The organism is Maridesulfovibrio sp. FT414 (assembly GCF_050916235.1).
Lineage (GTDB): Bacteria > Desulfobacterota > Desulfovibrionia > Desulfovibrionales > Desulfovibrionaceae > Maridesulfovibrio.
Genome location: NZ_CP104854.1, coordinates 3,018,319 through 3,037,374, shown reverse-complemented (window position 1 = coordinate 3,037,374; position 19,056 = coordinate 3,018,319). Strand labels below are relative to the sequence as shown.

Annotated in this window: 16 protein-coding genes; 5 read left to right on the top strand and 11 right to left on the bottom strand. The window is 51.9% G+C overall.

Going from position 1 to position 19,056, the window contains the following annotated elements; all coding sequences use genetic code 11:
• Positions 1–38: 38 nt before the first annotated feature.
• The 5 genes from zupT to N7E73_RS13425 all read right to left on the bottom strand — a co-directional run bounded on the left by zupT (position 39) and on the right by N7E73_RS13425 (position 6,540).
• Complete coding sequence (gene zupT, locus N7E73_RS13445; RefSeq protein WP_432735374.1) at positions 39–905, bottom strand: zinc transporter ZupT; 867 nt, start codon at positions 903–905, stop codon at positions 39–41.
• Positions 906–916: 11 nt separating this feature from the next.
• Positions 917–1,732 carry a hypothetical protein gene (locus tag N7E73_RS13440; RefSeq protein ID WP_432735373.1) on the bottom strand — a complete coding sequence of 272 codons (816 nt, stop codon included), beginning with the start codon at positions 1,730–1,732 and terminating at the stop codon, positions 917–919.
• 2 nt (positions 1,733–1,734) lie between these two features.
• Positions 1,735–3,705, bottom strand: coding sequence for a cation:proton antiporter (locus N7E73_RS13435; RefSeq protein WP_432735372.1), 1,971 nt, complete (start codon positions 3,703–3,705; stop codon positions 1,735–1,737).
• Positions 3,706–3,719: 14 nt separating this feature from the next.
• Positions 3,720–4,055 (bottom strand): TraR/DksA family transcriptional regulator, encoded by a 336-nt coding sequence (locus tag N7E73_RS13430; RefSeq protein ID WP_432735371.1) that lies wholly within the window; start codon positions 4,053–4,055, stop codon positions 3,720–3,722.
• Between the two features lie 139 nt (positions 4,056–4,194).
• Positions 4,195–6,540 carry a methyl-accepting chemotaxis protein gene (locus N7E73_RS13425; protein WP_432735370.1) on the bottom strand — a complete coding sequence of 782 codons (2,346 nt, stop codon included), beginning with the start codon at positions 6,538–6,540 and terminating at the stop codon, positions 4,195–4,197.
• A 190-nt stretch (positions 6,541–6,730) separates the two neighbouring features.
• On the opposite strand from N7E73_RS13425, the gene ettA reads away from it, so the two are divergent.
• Positions 6,731–8,413, top strand: a complete 1,683-nt coding sequence (gene ettA / locus N7E73_RS13420) for an energy-dependent translational throttle protein EttA (protein ID WP_432735369.1) — start codon at positions 6,731–6,733, stop codon at positions 8,411–8,413.
• 205 nt (positions 8,414–8,618) lie between these two features.
• Here ettA and N7E73_RS13415 read toward each other — a convergent pair whose 3' ends face one another.
• The 4 genes from N7E73_RS13415 to N7E73_RS13400 all read right to left on the bottom strand — a co-directional run bounded on the left by N7E73_RS13415 (position 8,619) and on the right by N7E73_RS13400 (position 13,207).
• Positions 8,619–9,752: a GGDEF domain-containing protein gene (locus N7E73_RS13415; RefSeq protein ID WP_432735368.1), complete on the bottom strand. Its 1,134-nt coding sequence runs from the start codon at positions 9,750–9,752 to the stop codon at positions 8,619–8,621.
• 162 nt (positions 9,753–9,914) lie between these two features.
• Positions 9,915–10,541, bottom strand: a complete 627-nt coding sequence (locus N7E73_RS13410) for a hypothetical protein (protein WP_432735367.1) — start codon at positions 10,539–10,541, stop codon at positions 9,915–9,917.
• Between the two features lie 79 nt (positions 10,542–10,620).
• Positions 10,621–11,376 carry a substrate-binding periplasmic protein gene (locus tag N7E73_RS13405; protein ID WP_432735366.1) on the bottom strand — a complete coding sequence of 252 codons (756 nt, stop codon included), beginning with the start codon at positions 11,374–11,376 and terminating at the stop codon, positions 10,621–10,623.
• Positions 11,377–12,052: 676 nt separating this feature from the next.
• Complete coding sequence (locus N7E73_RS13400; protein ID WP_432735365.1) at positions 12,053–13,207, bottom strand: diguanylate cyclase; 1,155 nt, start codon at positions 13,205–13,207, stop codon at positions 12,053–12,055.
• A gap of 318 nt (positions 13,208–13,525) precedes the next feature.
• Here N7E73_RS13400 and N7E73_RS13395 point away from each other — a divergent pair, with 318 nt between their 5' ends.
• The 3 genes from N7E73_RS13395 to N7E73_RS13385 all read left to right on the top strand — a co-directional run bounded on the left by N7E73_RS13395 (position 13,526) and on the right by N7E73_RS13385 (position 16,218).
• A complete protein-coding gene (locus N7E73_RS13395; protein WP_432735364.1) occupies positions 13,526–13,945 on the top strand; it encodes a hypothetical protein in 420 nt (139 codons plus the stop codon).
• Between the two features lie 66 nt (positions 13,946–14,011).
• Positions 14,012–15,310, top strand: coding sequence for an alpha/beta hydrolase (locus N7E73_RS13390; protein ID WP_432735363.1), 1,299 nt, complete (start codon positions 14,012–14,014; stop codon positions 15,308–15,310).
• Complete coding sequence (locus N7E73_RS13385; protein ID WP_432735362.1) at positions 15,307–16,218, top strand: MlaA family lipoprotein; 912 nt, start codon at positions 15,307–15,309, stop codon at positions 16,216–16,218. Before N7E73_RS13390 ends, N7E73_RS13385 begins: the two co-directional genes overlap by 4 nt.
• A 38-nt stretch (positions 16,219–16,256) precedes the next feature.
• On the opposite strand, the gene N7E73_RS13380 is transcribed toward N7E73_RS13385, so the two are convergent.
• The gene (locus N7E73_RS13380; RefSeq protein ID WP_432735361.1) at positions 16,257–17,237 is read right to left on the bottom strand and encodes a GlxA family transcriptional regulator; all 981 of its coding nucleotides are present in this window, start codon (positions 17,235–17,237) and stop codon (positions 16,257–16,259) included.
• Positions 17,238–17,414: 177 nt separating this feature from the next.
• Here N7E73_RS13380 and N7E73_RS13375 point away from each other — a divergent pair, with 177 nt between their 5' ends.
• Entirely contained in the window at positions 17,415–17,969 is a 555-nt protein-coding gene (locus N7E73_RS13375; protein ID WP_432735360.1) for a cysteine hydrolase family protein, read from the top strand.
• Between the two features lie 71 nt (positions 17,970–18,040).
• On the opposite strand, the gene N7E73_RS13370 is transcribed toward N7E73_RS13375, so the two are convergent.
• Complete coding sequence (locus tag N7E73_RS13370) at positions 18,041–18,973, bottom strand: DMT family transporter (protein WP_432735359.1); 933 nt, start codon at positions 18,971–18,973, stop codon at positions 18,041–18,043.
• Between the last annotated feature and the right edge of the window lie 83 nt (positions 18,974–19,056).

The window sequence follows — 19,056 nt, the reverse complement described above, 5'->3', positions numbered from 1 at the left end:
GGTAAAAAGATAACACCGTGCCGGTGCATACGGCAGCCTTACAGGAACAGCAGCAGCGAAAGGGCCATTACTCCCATTCCGGCAACAAGTCCGTAAATTGCCATGTGGTGCTGTCCGTACTCTTCCGCTGCGGGCAGCAGCTCATCGAGCGAAATGAAAACCATGATTCCGGCAACCCCGGCGAAGATGACCCCGAACACCGTCTCCGACATGAACGGCATCAGCAGGACGAATCCGACAAGGGCCCCGACCGGTTCCGCAAGGCCGGACAGGAAAGAATAAATGAATGCTTTCTTCTTGTCACCAGTCGCATAATAGATAGGCACGGACACGGCGATTCCTTCGGGAATGTTGTGAATGGCAATGGCTGCAGCGATGGCTACACCAAGGCTTGGATCGCTGATGGCTGCGGTGAAGGTGGCAAGTCCTTCGGGAAAATTGTGTATACCGATGGCAAGAGCGGCCATGGTTCCCATGCGGAACAGTTTCTTGCGCCCGGCTTCGGTTTCAAGGCCGTTCCCGATATCCGGCATGGCCCCGGACTCGAATGCCGCAACAGCCCCACTGGGACTTATATCTTCAATACGGTGCATCTCGTGCGGGTTTTCATATGAAGGAACACATTTGTCGATCACAGCGATGAGAGCTATTCCGCAGAAAAAAGAGATAACCGAAACCCATGTTCCGGTCACATCTCCAAGGTCAGCCTGCAACGCGACACGCGCCTTGACCATGATTTCCATGAAAGACACGTAGATCATGACCCCGGCAGAAAAGCCGAGCGCAAGGGAAAGAAATCGGGTGTTGGTCTTTTTGGCGAAAAAGGCGAGAGCTGAACCTATGCCGGTGGATAATCCTGCAAAAAGCGTCAGCCCAAGCGCGAACATAATATTCTCGGCGAACATGGAACCTGTCCTTATTTGGTAATGGTATTCAGGGCCGCAGAAAAACCGACCCGGGACGGGACTTCAATTATCAGGATGCTGCGCGGGCCCAGACTGCCGTCCGGGTTGGCATTGATTATCCGGTCCAGTGCGGCCTGGTCGGTGATGTCGGCCTTGTTCACCCCGCCCTTGGTTGTGGCATGGCAGAGCCAGACATGCCCCTTGTCGTCCGGGACGATCAGCCCAACATGATAGTGCAGCAGCGTGTAATTCTTGAAACTCACCGGCTTGTTCATGGAAAACAGATAGATCATGCCCGGACGCATCCTGCTGATGACATCTCGCCACGCATCCCGGTCATGCAGCTCGAAACCACGCAGGGTCATACCGTTGCTGCCTTCAATCTGTGCTGTCTCACCGAATGGAAGCATTACCTTCCGGTTCATGCCTTCGGTAACGTTAAGAACGACGTCATACCCGAAATCCCAGTCCTGCCCGTATGGAGAATCCTTGCCGCTGTCTCCGAGCCGGTCGATGGTCATGTCGTTGAGCAGCAGGTTTCTGCGGAACAGGTATCTGGAAGCAGCAACCGTGAACCCGCTGCAGTTAAGCCCCGGCTTGCTGAACAGAATCTCCGGAGTGGCGAAAAGGGTGAAATCACCATGATGGTTTATCGCGCCGTCACCACGGTAGGGAATCCCTTCGAAATACGCCAGAACGTCAACCGGGCTGCCTCCGGGATACGGGGCCTCGCCCATGCCGCGCGGGGACGGGATTCTGGTCCGGGCGCAACCGGCTGCAAGCATCAACACGACGAGAAGTGAATAGAACAGGATTTTACTACGCATAATCAGGACTCACGTTTGGCTGCAAAATTTTTAAAGAATTTAATATTATCCTTTCCCCCCAGCACGCCGACAACATCTCCTGGCTGGAACCTGTAGCCGCCTTCGGGGTTAAGGGTGAAATCATCACCGCTCAGGATGCCAACAACGGATACCCCGGTCACAGTTCGGATCTTGCTTCCGGCCAGGGACCTTCCGGCCACCTCCGAACCGTCCTCCACGGTGACCCAGTGCAGCGCGATGGAATCCGCGGCCTTGCCGAGCCTTGCCAACTGGGCATACTTGGGGTGCTGCAGCTCAACCTCTGTTGTATACCTTTCACGACGCATGGATGCCATCACATTCTGAATTTCATCGGGCGGCAGGTTATACTCGAAAAGGGTCTGGCGGACCATTTCAAGCCCGGTTTCAAATTCGGGCATGATGATATGGTGCACATCAAGGGAATCAAGAACCTCAAGGTGCTCCGGGTTGCGGGAAAGAGCAGTGACCTTGGCTTTCGGTGCCAGCTGCCGGACTTTTTCTATTACTGCGGCCGAACCGTTGACCGAAGGAATGGTCATGACCACCATCCGGGCATGGGAAACCCTTGCAGCTTCAAGCACAATCTCCTGCTGCGCGTCTCCATAGATTACGGACTCGCCGTTTTCAGCAGCCTGTTCGACCTTGGTGGAGTTTAGTTCAACGGTAACATGTGGAATATCCAGAGAGTCCAGAGTCCGGGACACATAAGAGCCGAACCTTCCGTAACCGAGGATAACCACATGTCCGTCAAGATCGGACTCTGGAAGGTTGACCGTCTGCAGGGGATCACTCTTCCTGCGGCTCTGTATGCGGGAATAGATCGGACTGGTCAGGGAGGCCATGAACGGGGTCATGAGCATGGTCAGGATACCTGTACCCATGAACAGCGGAAAATATTCTCTGGGAAAGGAACCTGAATCCGCACCCTGCTGCAGGAGCAGAAAGGACAGTTCCCCGACCTGAAACATGCTGAATCCAAGAGCCAGCGGAATGACATTCCTATACCGGAACACCCAGGAAATGGTTCCGAAAATAAGCCCCTTTCCGATAAGGATGGCTACGGCCAGAAGAGCGATGGTCGGCAGGTTGTGCCAGACATACACAGGGTCAATAAGCATACCGACCGAAGCGAAAAAGATCATGCTGAAAATATCGCGCAGCGGCAGGATGTCGCTAAGGGCCTGATACGCGTAACGTGATTCACTGAGCACCATGCCTGCCACAAATGCTCCGAAGGCAAAGGACAGCCCCAGCGCATGGGTGGCATAGCCGATTCCCAGCCCGATGGCACTGCAGGTCAGCATAAACATTTCACGCGAATTCCATCCGGCCACCGTCTTCATTATCTTCGGGATGATGCGGGTACCCAGCAGGAACATGGTGGCAAGGAAAAGCACCGTCTTTATCCCGGCCATGCCCAATGCGCTGAAACCGAAGGACTCCGACCCTATCTGCGGCATGATGATGAGCATGGGCACAATGGCGATATCCTGCACCACCAGCATGCCGAGCATGACCCGGCTGGACAGGGTGCCCACCAGCCCGCGGCTCTCAAGGGTCTTTAAGACCACCATGGTGCTGGAAAGGGACAGGAAGGCCCCGAACCAGAGGGAAATATGCGAATCCCAGCCCATGAGCGAACCGACTCCAAAACCGAAAAGCATGGTCAGGACTATCTGCAGAGGTGTGCCGATAAGGGCCACATGGCGCACCGGCTTCAGTTCCTTGATGGAAAATTCAATCCCGAGGGTGAAAAGAAGCAGGGCAACGCCGATTTCCGCCAGCAGTTCAATGTCATGAACATCGGTAACGGTGATCCCCCCGGTGTGGGGGCCGACCAGCACCCCGGCGATAATGTAACCCAGCAGAAGAGGCTGACGCAGCAGCCGGGCAAGCATGCCGCCCAGCAGACCGGCAACAATTAGTATGACCAGATCAGATGCAATTCCCACGAAAAATCTCCGGCTTATTCAGCACAGTTTATACAGAACCTGCTTTCCGGCAGGGCCAGCAGTCTTGCAAAATTAATTTCTTCCCCGCATCCCTCGCACTCCCCGAAAAACGGGTCATCCCTGAGACGGATAAGGGTTCCCTCAAGCTTGAGGATTCTCTCTTTTGACCGGGCAATGGAGTTCTTGTTGATGCCCTGATTGAGCATGGTATCCAGACGCGAAAGTCTGCCGATGGCGGCGTCAGGAGCCACGGGCTCCACAGTATCCTTGATATTTTCAACCTGTTGCTTCAGGTTTGCAATCTCTATTATTATTTTATTTTCGAGTTCGGTTTTCTTTTGATTATCCATTAAGTTCTCCAGTGACTGCGAAATGTTATACAGCCTGAGCCGGGCTTGCAAGGTGATTTGGAAACTTGCCCCACGGCATAAAAAAGACCCCTTCCGTAATCCAACGAAAAGGGCCTCATCATAAATATGATCCTGAATCCTATTCCGACTGAATATCCTCAATTACCGCGTTAAGCTTGGATGCCATGGAGGCAACCTCCTGAACAGCGCTGGCTGATTCGCTCATGACCTGCGATGTTTCAAGGGAGATCCTGCTTATGTCCTCGGTGGCGCGGTTGATCTCCTCGCTGGTGGCGGACTGCTCTTCCGCCGCAGTGGCAATGGCCCGGACCTGATCAGAGGCATTGACCACCAGCTTGACTATCTCAGCCAGTGTCCGCCCTGATTCATTGGCCAGTTCGCTGCTGCGGTGTGCTGCCCCTGCAGCGTCCTCGGTTGCGGAAATGTTCTGTCTGGTCATGGTCTGAATCTTGTTGATCGCGTTACCGACCTCCCGCGTTGCAGACATTGTGTTCTCCGCCAGCTTGCGAACTTCATCGGCAACAACGGCAAAGCCGCGTCCGGCCTCCCCGGCCCTTGCGGCCTCGATGGCGGCGTTAAGAGCAAGAAGATTTGTCTGGTCGGCAATATCGCTGATCACACCAAGAACATTTCCTATCTCTTTGGCCTCCACTCCGAGATCTTCCATGGAGTGTTTCAGACTGTCAGCCTGTGCCTTTACACCTTCCGCAGAATCAATCATCTGCTGGACAATCCGCTCCCCGCTGCGGGCCATATCACGGGCAGAGTCAGCATCATGGGCGGCAGTTCCGGCATTTGCGGCAACCTCAAGCACCGTCGCATTCATTTCCTCCATGGCTGCGGATGTTTCGGCCACCCGGTCACGCTGCTCCTGTGCCCCGCGGTTGGACTGTTCAATCTGGGCGGACAATTCCTCCGCCGCGCTGGACAGATTCTGGGAAATCCTTTCGGCCTCTGAAGCTGCCCTGGTAATACGCTCGTTCTGTTCAGCAATTCGTTGCTGCTGACGGATAATGTCCGTCATATCTATCCATATGGACAGCGAGCCGAGCAGGTTATTGTCCATATCGTAAAATGGAGTGGTGGCAACATGGATGTTCTTCTGATTTCCCTTGAAGTCGGTATACACCATATCTTTCTCAAACTTCTGCTTCAGCTTGATCGCCTGCTGCGAAAGTGTTTCCTTGCCGGGATCGCCCAGATAGAATTCACCGGCCATCATCCCCTTTACGGAATCCGGCGTAACGCTGGTAGCCAGCATATCACATACCTCCTGGTTGGCCCAGACCATGGTACCGTCAGGAGCAACAATTCCGCAGGGAACAGTCAGCCCGTTGAGAACGCCCTCGGAAAAACCGAGCTTGTTCTTGAGTTCATCGACCATGGAGTTAATCTGCGCGGAAAGAGATTCGAACTCGTATCTGAACTTACCCTTCAGTTCAGCCTTGAGATTTCCTGATGCAATCTCTGTCGAAAATCCCAGAATGTCTTCAACAGGCCTGATGACCAGTTTCCTGACCAGAAAGACCATAATCCCACCCAAAAGAAGTATGACCATCCCACCTGCGATAAGAAGAACATTTCTTTGATGTGTTGCAGCCGAGGTCAGGTCGTCCTCGTAGGCACTTACAACAACAACCCAGCCGGTTTCTTGAAAGGTCTTGAACTGCATGTACTTATCACGACCGCCCCACACATACTCAGCCCCGCCTTCCTTCTGCGCCAAAACAGTTTTTATAAAGCCGTATTCTGAAGTATCCTTGAGGAGCAGACTCTTGTCCGTAGCGTGGGCAATGAGTGTTCCCTTGCTGTCAACCATGAAGCTGTAGCCGTCCTTGCCGATTCGGAAAGGATCGATAAAAGCCTCGGTATACCGATCCCATTTTGGAAAAACCCCGACCCCGCCGACAATGTTCCCGCTGGCATCACGCACGGAATGGGCAATGGCATAAATCATGATTCCGCCACCGCTCTTTGAAATTAGTATGTTGTCATCAATATAGAAATCCGTCCCGGAAAGGATCTTTTTGACGTAACCCCGCGAGGCCCGGTCTGCCCCGGCCATATTCTCGCCCTTGGCATTATACCCGACAACAACCTTACCATTACGGTCGAAAAGAAATCCCGCCCAGTAATTTTCGGACGACCCGATCAGGGACTTGAACAGGCTGTCTGCTGCTGGTTTATCACCATGCACCAGAGCATCCCGCATGGCCTTGTCATTCGCAAGCAGCTTTACTGTACTGGCTGTCTGCCCCATGTACATATCAAGCGCACTTACCGATTCGTTGACCATGTTGAGCATGGCATTCTTCTGTTCCTTGAACACGGCCTGATATGTGTCAGCCGAAACCCACCAGACTCCCAGCGACACCGTTATGCCGATAAGAACAAAAACCACTACAGCTACAACCGCATTAATGCTTTTCACTTTCATGCACACCCTTCCCTTATTTTCAATCATCAGCCAACCCCCAACGCCAAGACATTAGACCGATTTTAATACAAAGAACAAGCGTGTAACCAAACTTTATTCGCAGGAGGAGTTAACGAAACGTCATGCTGCGGTACACACTGAACCATTGCCTGACGCGCAATTTTCTGCCAAAACGGGGTTCATTCCAAAACGCACATTATTAAATGAGGTAATAAATATGAGTAACGAACCTGATAAGATCATATATTCCATGGTCCGGGTCAGTAAGTTTTATGACAAGAAACCGATTCTGAACGACATATCCCTGTCCTATTTTTACGGCGCCAAAATAGGCGTGCTGGGCCTCAACGGCTCCGGTAAAAGTTCGCTCCTCAAGATTCTTGCAGGGGTGGATGACCGTTTTGAAGGGAAAACCCATATTTCTCCCGGCTACACCATCGGCTACCTTGAACAGGAGCCGCTGGTTGATGAAAGCCGCACTGTCCGTGAAGTAGTGGAGGAAGGCGTTGCCGAGGTAATGGCGCTGGTCAACGAGTTCAACGAGATCAATGCCAAGTTTGCCGAACCCATGGAACCTGAAGAAATGGACGCGCTGCTGGACAAGCAGGCCAAGGTTCAGGAAAAAATGGACCATTGCGGAGCATGGGATATCGAATCCCGCCTTGAAATGGCCATGGATGCACTGCGCTGCCCGCCCGCGGACACTCCGGTTTCCGTTATTTCCGGTGGTGAAAAACGCCGCGTGGCCCTGTGCCGCCTGCTGCTGCAGGAACCCGACATCCTGCTGCTGGACGAACCCACTAACCACCTTGATGCCGAGTCCGTAGCATGGCTGGAAAGACACCTGCAGAACTACGCCGGAACCATCATTGCGGTAACCCATGACCGTTACTTCCTCGACAATGTTGCCGGATGGATTCTGGAACTTGACCGCGGCAAGGGCATTCCCTGGAAAGGCAACTACTCCTCCTGGCTGGAACAGAAGGAAAAACGCCTTGCCAACGAAGCCAAGGCCGATGACAAACGCCGCAAGACCCTTGCCCGCGAACTGGAATGGATTCGCATGTCCCCCAAAGGCAGACACGCCAAGAGCAAGGCCAGAATCAAGGCATACGATGATCTTGCCAACCAGCAGAACGATGAATACACACGCGAGCTGGAACTCTACATCCCGCCGGGACCGCGCCTCGGAAAGCAGGTAATTGAACTGAAGAATGTCAGCAAGCAGGCCGGAGACAAACTGCTGCTCGAAAATACCAGCTTCCTGATTCCCGCAGGGGCAATTGTAGGCATCATCGGCCCCAACGGTGCCGGTAAGACAACCCTGTTCAAGATGATCGCCGGTCTTGAAAATCCTGATTCCGGTGAAGTATGCGTAGGTGAAACCGTAAAAGTCACCCATGTTGACCAGCACCGTGACGCCCTTGATCCGGAAAAAACCGTTTACGAAGTAATTTCCGGCGGAAACGAATTCGTAAAACTCGGCGACCGCGAGATCAACGCACGCGCATACGTCGGCAAATTCAACCTGACCGGTTCCGAGCAGCAGAAAAAATGCAAGGTCCTCTCAGGCGGTGAGCGCAACCGTGTACACCTCGCGCTCATGCTGCAGGAAGGCGGAAACGTACTGCTCCTCGACGAACCGACCAACGACCTCGACGTAAACACCATGCGGGCACTGGAAGAAGGTCTGAACAACTTCGGCGGCTGTGTACTGGTTATCTCCCACGACCGCTGGTTCCTCGACCGTATCGCCACCCACATCCTTGCTTTTGAAGGCGACTCCTCCGCATACTGGTTCGAAGGTTCGTATTCCGAGTATGAAGAAGACCGCAAGAAAAGACTGGGCAAGGACGCCGACCAGCCCCACCGCATCAAGTACCGCAAGCTTACCCGCTAGGCACCTGCGGCACCCGCACGGCAAAAATAAAGGGAAGCGGTCATCAGGACCACTTCCCTTTTTATTTTACACTTTAACAGGCTGCACGCTTTTCACAATCTGATTTATCCAGCGGCGGCCAAAGGAGCTAAGCACCATTGGAATACCCATTGATTTAAAATCATTTAAATTATAACATTACGTGTAAAACCAATGATTTTAAAAACTAGGGACACCCGCATTCAAGAACCCGCAACTGAATCGGGGAAACCTGATTGCGCCCGCACTTCTTGGCTCTATAGAGTTGCTCATCAGCTTCCTGAAGCAGTGCCGCAAAATTTTCATGACGACGCAGCTCCGCAACACCGATACTGACCGAAACAGCCAGCTTTACGTTTCCGGAAACTATTTCATCCCCGCAGACACTGCCGCGCAGACGTTCAGCCACGCTTACAGCATGATGCAGCCCGGAGTGAGGCAGAATAACCACGAACTCCTCACCGCCCAGACGACCGAAATAGTCGACCTCTCGCAGCGCGCTCCTGCACCGTCTGGACGTTTCCCTGAGTACTGCGTCGCCCACATGATGCCCGTAGTCATCATTGACTCTCTTGAAGTTATCAATGTCCATCATCAGCACGGCCATCTTCTGATTGAAACGGCAGGCAGCCTTGAAAATGCTGTTCCCGGCCTCAAGTACCCGCCGACGGCTGCATGCACCGGTCAGTTCGTCGTACTCCACCAGCTTCTTCAGCTCAGCGTGGGCAAAGTACTCTCGGCGCAGGGAAATACCGAATGAGGCCAAAAAGAAAATTCCAAAACAGTTGGCAAGGGCAAAATAAAGAGCACAATTGATGAAAGTGCCGCTGGAGACAGGTATGACGGAACTAAGTGACAGAAGGTAGAACAAGGACCCGCTAAGCCCGGCTGCGAGCGACGGGACTACTCTCGGCGGCAGGAAAACATAATAAGCCAGAACCATAAAAACGGTGGAAGGCACGCTCAGGGAACCGATATCCGAGTACTTGAATATAAGTTCATGGGATTCAAGTACCACGAACATGAACATGCAGGCCGCCATGACAAAATACTGCACCTTGAGGCGGACCTGGTCAGCAAGCAACAGAATGAAGGCAACTACCCCCAACAGCACACCGGCAGCCCTGATGACCAGCATGGTATTAAAACCTGTCCCGGCACCAAGGTCATGGAGATCGGTTCCGACTCCGATGATATACGCTGCTATCGTAAAAAAATATAAAAATAAAAGCCTGATTCGAACCCATGGCCACTTGGCAAGCTGAAACGCCTGCTCAACTCCTTGGTCGCGAAACTCGCCCAGCCAGTTCAATTTTCCCACAAAAAACCCCTTCTTTATGAAAACGAGGGGCAGATTTAACTGTGCAAAGCATTTTAGTCAAGATAGTGATGCCAATGCATATCTTTGTATTTATATTCAAAATACACAGACAAAGTAAACAACTGTCGATGGCAATATACACAACAAAAGCATGATAGCGCATCACATATTTACATTTACAACAACGCCATTTTCCAACACAACAGAGACGCCAGCGCTATCTGATGCACAAGTGTAATCGCTGGTAATCCATTTTTCAACAACGGCATCGTTTGTATATTCTGCTTTCAACAATTCCCATACATATCGCGAAACAGATTTCATCTTGCCAAAGTACTTACCCAGCTCCTCCGGACAGACGCAGGAAAGACCTGCACAGGACCTCCACAGATACAGGCTGCCCATCAAAGCCCCGGCATCAGCCGAATCAGGAAATGCTGCCTCCATTTCACCTGCAAGTTCTGACCGATAGACAGTACCAGGATCGGCAAAAAGGTGTTCCGCGACAACTTCATCGCCGTCATATAACCGTGCGCAATGGAACTTTGCCGGGGCCAGATGGCCGAAAAACTCGACCTGAAGCCTGAATTTCCCGCAATCGAAATCAAGGACCAGCAGCGGTAGCCTGCCCCGTTCCTGCACAATATCCAGTCCATGAAATACAAGAGTCACATCTCCACCGGGAACAGGTATACACGGATGATTCTCCGCAGGAGCAGCCAGAGCTATTGCCAGAAAATGCAGTACGGCCTTTTCAAGCTGGACAGGTGAGATGAATGTTGAAAGCATGTGCACAACTCTCCATGAAATGAGTCGGATTACGATAAACAGGCTGCAGACCATGTCAGAAGGCAAAAACCGGGATAAGTCATTTTTTGCAGGGAACAGTAACGTCCCGTGCCCGTAATTTTTTCAGCCCTTCATTGAATATCTGGCAATACCTTTTTCCTTCAGGGCTGTGCTTGAATGCAACGTACAGTTCGTTCACTCCGAAATAGACCGGGTGGACAGCAAGCTGATCCTTCATCGCCCCCACAGCGGGCCGTGTTTCAGCAAGATAGTTGAACACAAGGGGATCCACGACAGCACCATCGACCCTGCCAGCTGAGACCTTGAGGATATTGCTTTCATCATGTGGAGCATAGTCAGCGTCAATTGTGCCGTTTCCGATGGCCTGGTCCAGCTCTCTGGTATTTACGTAGCCGGCAACAAATCCGAGTCTGCGCCCGGCAAGATCGGAAATGGTCTCCCACTTCAAAGGGGTTGCCCGGCGCATAAGCAATCCAACCGGACTGCAACTGAACGGCTTTGAAAAAATAAATTTTTCCGCCCGCTCTGCGGAATAGTATTCAGGGAAATAGCCAGCCACATTCCTGCTGGTTTCAGCCAGACGCATGGCACGCTTCCATGGAACAAAAATGATTTTAAGTTCGTACCCCATTTCGGCAAAGGCTTCACGCACAAGCTTTGCGCTTTCTCCTTCGCCTTCGAGAGAACTTCCGGTGTATGGAGGCCAGTCGATGGAACTGAGGTACACAACCCTGTCCGCGTGCAAATCCGTGCACGTAAAAAGAAGTACGATAAACGCACAAGCGAACAGCCTCGTCAGATAAGCCAAGGACATACTATCTCCACCTGGCTGAGAGTTTTAAAATCCCTTACTCCCTATTACGTTATATGAAGCAGCGTTGCAAATTTTCTGTATATCGTTCCCTACTTGCACAGCTGCACAACAAAAAAGGAGTGCGGCCATCTGACCGCACTCCCTGCTAACCACAACCGCACACCTATATGAAAAACAGCTGGTGAATTATACGGAACCTGCTACTGCTCCGTGCCGGCATCTTTAAAAAAACCGGACCGACTGGATCCTGCTCTATCTTCTCCGGCCTTATGGTCTGGGGAGAACTCTACGAATTCGCCATGGAGCCTTCTGCCTCTCGAAAGAGCTACAATTGCCGCCTTGAAGAAAACCATTACTTCCATCATCAGCCGCAGCAATTTTCAACCTTCATCCGCTCCAGACAGATTGGACAACCCGCAATTTAAACCGCCGATCAATTCTCTGCAGGGCGGTTTCCGTTCCTTTCCCCGGACATGAATCAAACTGCTGACCTTCTGCTACTGCAGTTACAGCCTCCGATCACCAGCTGTGAAATCCGTTCACCTTACATTATATATTATAAATCATCATATCCGAATGTCAGCATCATTCCCCAAATATTTGCAGCAACAGTTCAAAATAAAAGGCAAAAACATCATTAACAAGGACAAAGACGGAATGTTCACAGCACGCCCTCTCACACATCCGGAGGACCATCGTATTCCGACACACTAAAAGCTTCCACCCGGTCTCGCCCGTTTCTCTTGGCCCGATACAAGGCTTCATCCGCGCGCCGGATCAGGCTTTTTACATCTGAATCAGTTACGGCACAGGAAACACCGAATGAAGCGGAAATCTGCAGTCTTTCAGTTCCCGCATAAATCATCGCCCTCCTGCAGGCCCGGCGCAGCCTTTCAGCTACCATCAAAGCGTCTTCAATTCCGGTTGATGGCAACAGAATGGCAAATTCCTCACCGCCGATACGCCCGACCACATCCACCCCCCTGAACTGCTCCCGGCATATTGCTGCAAATTCCTTGAGAACGGTGTCCCCCACAGCGTGCCCATACGTGTCATTGACCTGCTTGAAATAGTCAATATCAACCATAATCAGGGATAGCGGGCTGCTGTAACGGCTGAACCGTTCAAATTCGACTCCTGCGGCGGTCATGAAACTGCGCCTGTTGCGCAGCCCGGTCAGTTCGTCGGTTTCAGCCAGTTTCCGGAGATCATCCTCCAGCTTCCTGCGCTTTGAAATGTCCTCAATTATCCAGACCACACCCTTTTCAAGATCAGCGGGGTCAGACTTATCCACTGCCTTGCCAGACAGTTGGCACCATATGGGGGTTCCGTCTTTCTTCCTGAGCTGGTATTCGATCTGCAGGCGGGAACCATGCGATAAATGGTTGTAGCATTTTTCACCGAATTCCCTGTAACTCTCATCACTCAGATGAACAATCCGCAGGTCCTGCCCTTCGATCCCATCAACGGAGCCATACCCGAAAATTTCTGCCAGCCGCTTGTTGCCCTTGGCAAAGTACCGCCCGTTTTTAAGAAAGGCGATTCCAACCTGACAGTTCTCGTAAATGGATTCCCACTCATCATGCATGGTCTGCAGGTCACGATTGCAGATTCGGACACAGTAACTAAACCAGGAAAAGAAAACGGTCACAGCAAAGAGTGCCAGCAAAGACAAACCGGTAACAAAGAAAATATCATCCGGGACAGCACTTTCTGCATACAAATGAACAGACAGCACTGCACCAAGCAAAGTAAAAAGCATGAGAATCACGCAGGCCGCAAGCAGGAACATCCACTTTTTAACAACAATATATTTAAATAATTCAGTCAAAACGGTGAGTCTCAAATTAGGTTTTTGGTATTGAACAAAACAATCGTGCATATCTGTTCTGTTTCTCCATTGACATAGCTACCGAGACTCAACCAATTATAATCTTACAGTCATCACCGGATGTATTCTAATGAAAATAACCTACCGGTTTAACCTGATTTCACTAAAGCCATGCAGCCCACACATGCTATATTATAAAAATCATGAAAACCAGACTCACGAGCTGATATACATTTTGCCCATACCGCATATTGGCTTTAAAGCAGGAAAGCTGTATCACCGGGCAGCGCGACGATAACTACCCAAGGAACAACAGGAATGAACAAGATACTCACCCTTAAACAATTTCAGGACCTTGTAACCGAGATGATCGGGCTTGAACCGCATGTGGAAATCACCGGTGAGCTGTTCCGTATGGATGACGAGGAACACGGCATAGAAAAAGCGGCCGAAGTAAGAGGATTTTCCCGCCACGCCAAGCCGGGATATGAGATAACTTTCGACTGGATAGCCTGGGGCAACCTCGACGGTTATTTGATCGATATGTTCGACTTCACCATTGAACCGTTCACCAAAGGTGAGTACACCCCGGTTTTCAAAGGGGCCACAGTGCTGGACGACTATAAGGAACCGTTTGAAGGGCATGAACTGGCCCAGAAAATACTGGAACAGGTCAAGCCCGAAGACTGGACCAGATGGATAGTTGATATTCTGCCCGAACCGCGAATGCTTATCTGACGGCAAGACACTGTATTTCAGCACCACCCATTTACAAAAAGTGCTGCGACTGATACCAGTTGCAACATGAAGAAGCAAACAACCGACATCAGCAAAGCAATTTATATCACCGTATATGCTTTGCTGATGTCTTTTTATCTGCTTGCCATAGCAAGTCCGGCCTTTTCAGAACAATTTCCCATCAAAGACCCCTACAAGGCCACTATTTTCGGAACTCCCCCGGAACTGATTCTCCGCTTCGAACATCCTGCCTACACAGAACAATGCGATATTGTTGTTGATAACCGCCGGATACCGGACATATTCTGGTACAACGAAAATTTTTTCTACACCATGGCCATGCATGAAGAGGAAGCGCCTCTTGTTTTCATCATTGCCGGAACAGGGTCGGAGCACAACTCAATAAAAATGAAATTTCTGACCCAGCTTTTCTACGAAGCAGGGTTCCATGTAGTGGCCCTCTCATCACCCACGCACATGAACTTCGTTGTCGGCATATCCGAGCATGCCGCCCCCGGTTACATCCCCTACGACACGGAAGACCTGTACCGGGTCATGAAGTGGATCAAGGCCGATATTGAAGGGGTGTACAAAATCAAAAGCTGGAACGTGACCGGCTACAGCCTGGGGGCCATGCACTCGGCCTTCATCTCGAAGATGGACGAGGAACGCAGGGACTTCTGTTTCCGCCGCGTGTTGATGATCAACCCCCCGGTCAGCCTGTACGAATCAGCCCTGCGCTTTGATTCCTGGCTGAGCCCGGAAAATCTGGGAAGCAAAACTCCTCGACAGGTTATTGACGAACTCATCGAGGCTTTTTCCCAGTTATATATCCACTCCAGTGTTGTCGACCTTGATGACGACTTTCTGTACGCACTTTCGCAGCACACCAATTTTTCACATATGGACCTCAAGGCCATTATCGCCGCATCCTTCCGCATGACCTCGGCCAGCATGATATTCAGTTCCGATGTTTGCCTCAATGCCGGTTACATTGTCCCGGCGGACAAGACTCTCTCAATCGGCGACAACCTCATGCCCTACATGCGGGCAAGTGCGGCCATCACGTTTGCGGACTATATCGACGAATACCTGCTTCCCTACCTGCAGTTCAACACTCCCGGCACAACCAAGGGCGAACTGGTCAAGAACTGCGATCTGCACTCAATCAGGGATTACCTGAACAAGACTGATAAAATATTGGTCATCGGCAACGAAGACGACATCATCCTCAGCGAGAGCAACGTAAAATTCATTCGTGAAACCTTCGGGGACCGGGCCGTGCTCTTCCCCTACGGAGGGCATTGCGGAAACCTGATGTTCAAACCGTTCGCCCTGAAAGCGCAGGAGATGCTCAGACAATGATGAAAATCATCCTGAACATAATCCTTGCGGCCGGACTGCTTCTAAGTGCAGGGTGCGCCACCATCAATAAAACCGACCCGGATCTGTCGCTGGCCCCCAGGGGATTCATAGCCCCGGTTTCCCGTGTGCCTACAACAGCGGCGAATATAAAAAAAGAAGCGGACCTTGATTTTCTGGAAGTATACGACCCGTGGGGAGCCATGAACCGGAATATATATTCCTTCAACGCACGGTTCGACAGGGCAATATACATCCCTGCGGTGGATGTTTACACTACGATTTTTCCGTCCCCGGTGCGCAAGGGTGTAACCAATGCCATCAACAACCTGAACGAGGTGAAATCCTTCACCAACGGCATCCTGCAGGTAAGTGGGAAACGCACCTTTACCGCCTTTTCCCGGTTCGTGATCAACTCTTCCATCGGGCTTCTGGGCATACTTGACGTTGCCACTGACATGGGACTGCCCAGCCGGGAAACCGGTTTTGCCGACACACTGGGCGTCTGGGGAGCCCCTGCTGGACAGTATCTGGTCCTGCCCTTCCTTGGTCCGTCCAACGTGCGCGACACAGTAGGTTACACCGGCGACTTCGCGCTGCTGTGGTATGAAATGAACTGGGTATACGACCTTGCCGGGGTTCAGGAAGGACGCACAGCCATCGGCATCGGCGAGGCCACAATCCGCGGACTGAACATGCGCGCCAATGTGCCATTCCGCTACTACCAGACCGGTTCGCCGTTTGAGTACGACCTGATTCGTTTCCTCTACGCCAAGAAGCGCGACCTGGACATTGAAAAGCTGGAATACGGACAGGCGTTCGGCGGAAAGCCGTACATGAAAAAAGAATATCAGACCCCGGGAAGAAGAATACCCAAGCCTGTTCCCCCAAATACTTCCGAAACCAAATAAACCGGCTGATTAGTCTCAACACAGGCAGCGGGAGTTATTCACTCCACACGGCTGAATCTGCTGCGGTACTCCCGTGGACTAAGCCCGGTCCTGCTTTTGAACAGCCTCCTGAAGGAGGACACGTTCTCGTATCCCACCAGTTCGGTGATTTCATCCACGCTTTCCGAACTGACCTCCAGCAGATGCCGTGCGGCCTCAATCCTGAGTTGCTGAAGATAGCTGTTGGGAGTCATTCCTGTTGCACGTTTGAAACGCCTCAGAAAGGTTCGCACCCCAAGCCCCGCAAGATCAGCAAGCTGTTCCACCGCCGCGCCCTGCCTGTAATTATCCTGCATCCACTTCTGAACCGCTGTTATGCTTCTGTCAGCAAAACCCGGCACAGAATCAAGTTGATCAAACATGAAATACGGGGTCTGCACGTGGCGGGTGGAATCCATCACCAGCACCTTGGCACAATTTGACGCAACCTCGCGGCCCATGAACCTGGCTACCAGATGCAGGGCAAGATCCTGCCAGGCCATTGCCCCGCCTGCACAGATATAGCCGCCGCCATCAATCAGCATCCGCCGGGGCTGTAGGTCAACAGCAGGAAAACGCAGCCTGAAATCCTCAGCAAGTTTCCAGTGTGTTGTCGCCGGCCTGTTATCCAGAAGCCCTGCCCCGGCCAGCAGGAATGACCCTGCACAAACCGTGGCGATGACCGTCCCGGAATCCGCCAGCGCAACCAGTGACCGCCGCAGACCGGAATCAGCCAGCAATGGACCTATATCCCCGAAGCAGGGAGGTATGACCAGCACATCCGGCACACACTCCGACAACAGGCGACTGACCTGAACCGGAATCCCCGCAAATCCTACCACCGGGCGACCATCCGCACTTACGGACTCAAGTCCGGTGAACAGGCCCCCGCGGTCCGCATCCGGTCCGGCAAGGGAATTGGCTATACTCAGGATTTCCACAGGGCCGGTAATCCCCGAAACCATGCAGTTGTCAAAGGCAAGAAATTTAATATCAGGCATAACTCACGTAACTCGGACAAAGGTGCATGGGGATGCCTTCGGCGGCTTACATCTGTAGGTGACAATTGTCGTTTTAAGCACGCTTATTGTCAATAGTGACACTTCTAATTACTCCGCTCGGAAGTCATTATGAAGATGTCAAAACAATCAGCCCTATCAGACAAGAGGAGACAGACAATGAACCATAAGGCACTGATTCTCATCGACATCCAGAATGATTATTTCCCCGATGGAAAATTTACCCTTGAAAACAGTACACAAGCCGGAGCCAACGCCGGAAAGATACTTGCGCATTTCAGGGATAGCGGACAGCCAATCATCCATATTCAGCATGAGTCCGTGCGGGAAGGGGCGAGCTTTTTCATCCCCGGAACACCCGGAGTACAGATACACGAGTGTGTGGCCCCCATTGCCGGGGAGCCGGTTGTAATCAAAAATTACCCGAACAGCTTCCGTGAAACCGGGCTACAGGAGAGGCTTGAAGATCTTGGCATAACCGAACTGGTCATAACCGGCATGATGAGCAACATGTGCGTGGATGCAACCACCCGCGCGGCCAACGATCTGGGCTACAAATGTACCGTGATACATGATGCCTGCTGCGGAGCAGCTCTTGAATTTGAAGGGAAAGCCGTAAACCCGGCAGAAGTCCACACCGCATTCATGGCCTCACTGGGCATGTTCTATGCGGAGATGAAAAGTTCTGCTGATTATATTGAAGGCAGGAAGTAAACCTGAGTCGGGGATATGATTAAGGCATCTATTTACAGACGGTTAAGCCTGCGGGATGAACGCTAAAACCACTACCGCACATTCTGAACCCGAATGTAGAGAACCAACCCGACCATAGTCAGGACAATCCCGGCCCAGCCGAGCGTACCGGGCAGCGATCCACCAAGGAAAAGCACTTCACCTACCAAAGAAAATACAACCTCCATTGACTGGGTGCAGTCCGCCGCTGCCAGCTCGGCTGCGTTAGTGGCACTGTGCCGGGCATAAAGAAAAAGACTTGTAGCGGCAACCCCGGAGAACACGGCTACCAGAGCGGTATTGAGCAACTGGCTGGCAGCCGGGGCAGGCGGGGACTGAATCAGAATAAGAACAAACCAGAGCGGCAGTGAACCCAGCGTAAGCAGCAGAACTCTGCAGAAAGGATCATCCATTGCAGGGGAATCAAGTCCGGGAATCATCCTGCCGCCACCGTTGCGGGCTTCCCATACAAGCTGGTTGCCGAAAGGATAGGCAAAAGCGGCCACAAAAACAGGTAATGCTCCGAGCAGAACGGAACGCAGGGAACTCTCCTCAAAGCTCTCAATATTGACCAGAAGCACCCCGGCAAAAATAATCAGGGTCAGCAGCATCGCCCGCATTGGAATCTTTTTGCCGAATCCGAGCAGAACAATCGGAGTGGCAAGAATTGTTGTCTGCCACGTGGCAGCCACGACCCAGCCCGGAGCGTATGTCGCACTGAAGGTGATCAGGGCATAAAAGGCCGCAAATCCGACCCCGCCCGCCAGAGTCCAGAACGCAAGATGCCTGCGGTAGAGGGAAATAGATTCAAGGAGCAGTTTTCTACGAAAGAGCAACAGCCCCACCCCAAGAAAAAGCAGCATCCACATATACCTAAGACTTGCCGACCAGACCCAGTGGCCCCCTTCAAGACTCATGGCTCTGTTCAAAATAAAAGTGGAACTGAAAAATAAGGCGGCAAGTATTCCGGTCAGAATGATTTTCATGCAATTCTCCATTCAGATAGGCTGGTTACCTCTGAATGAGTACCCAATCAGCACCTAAAAGTCTATTTAAGAAGGATTAACGG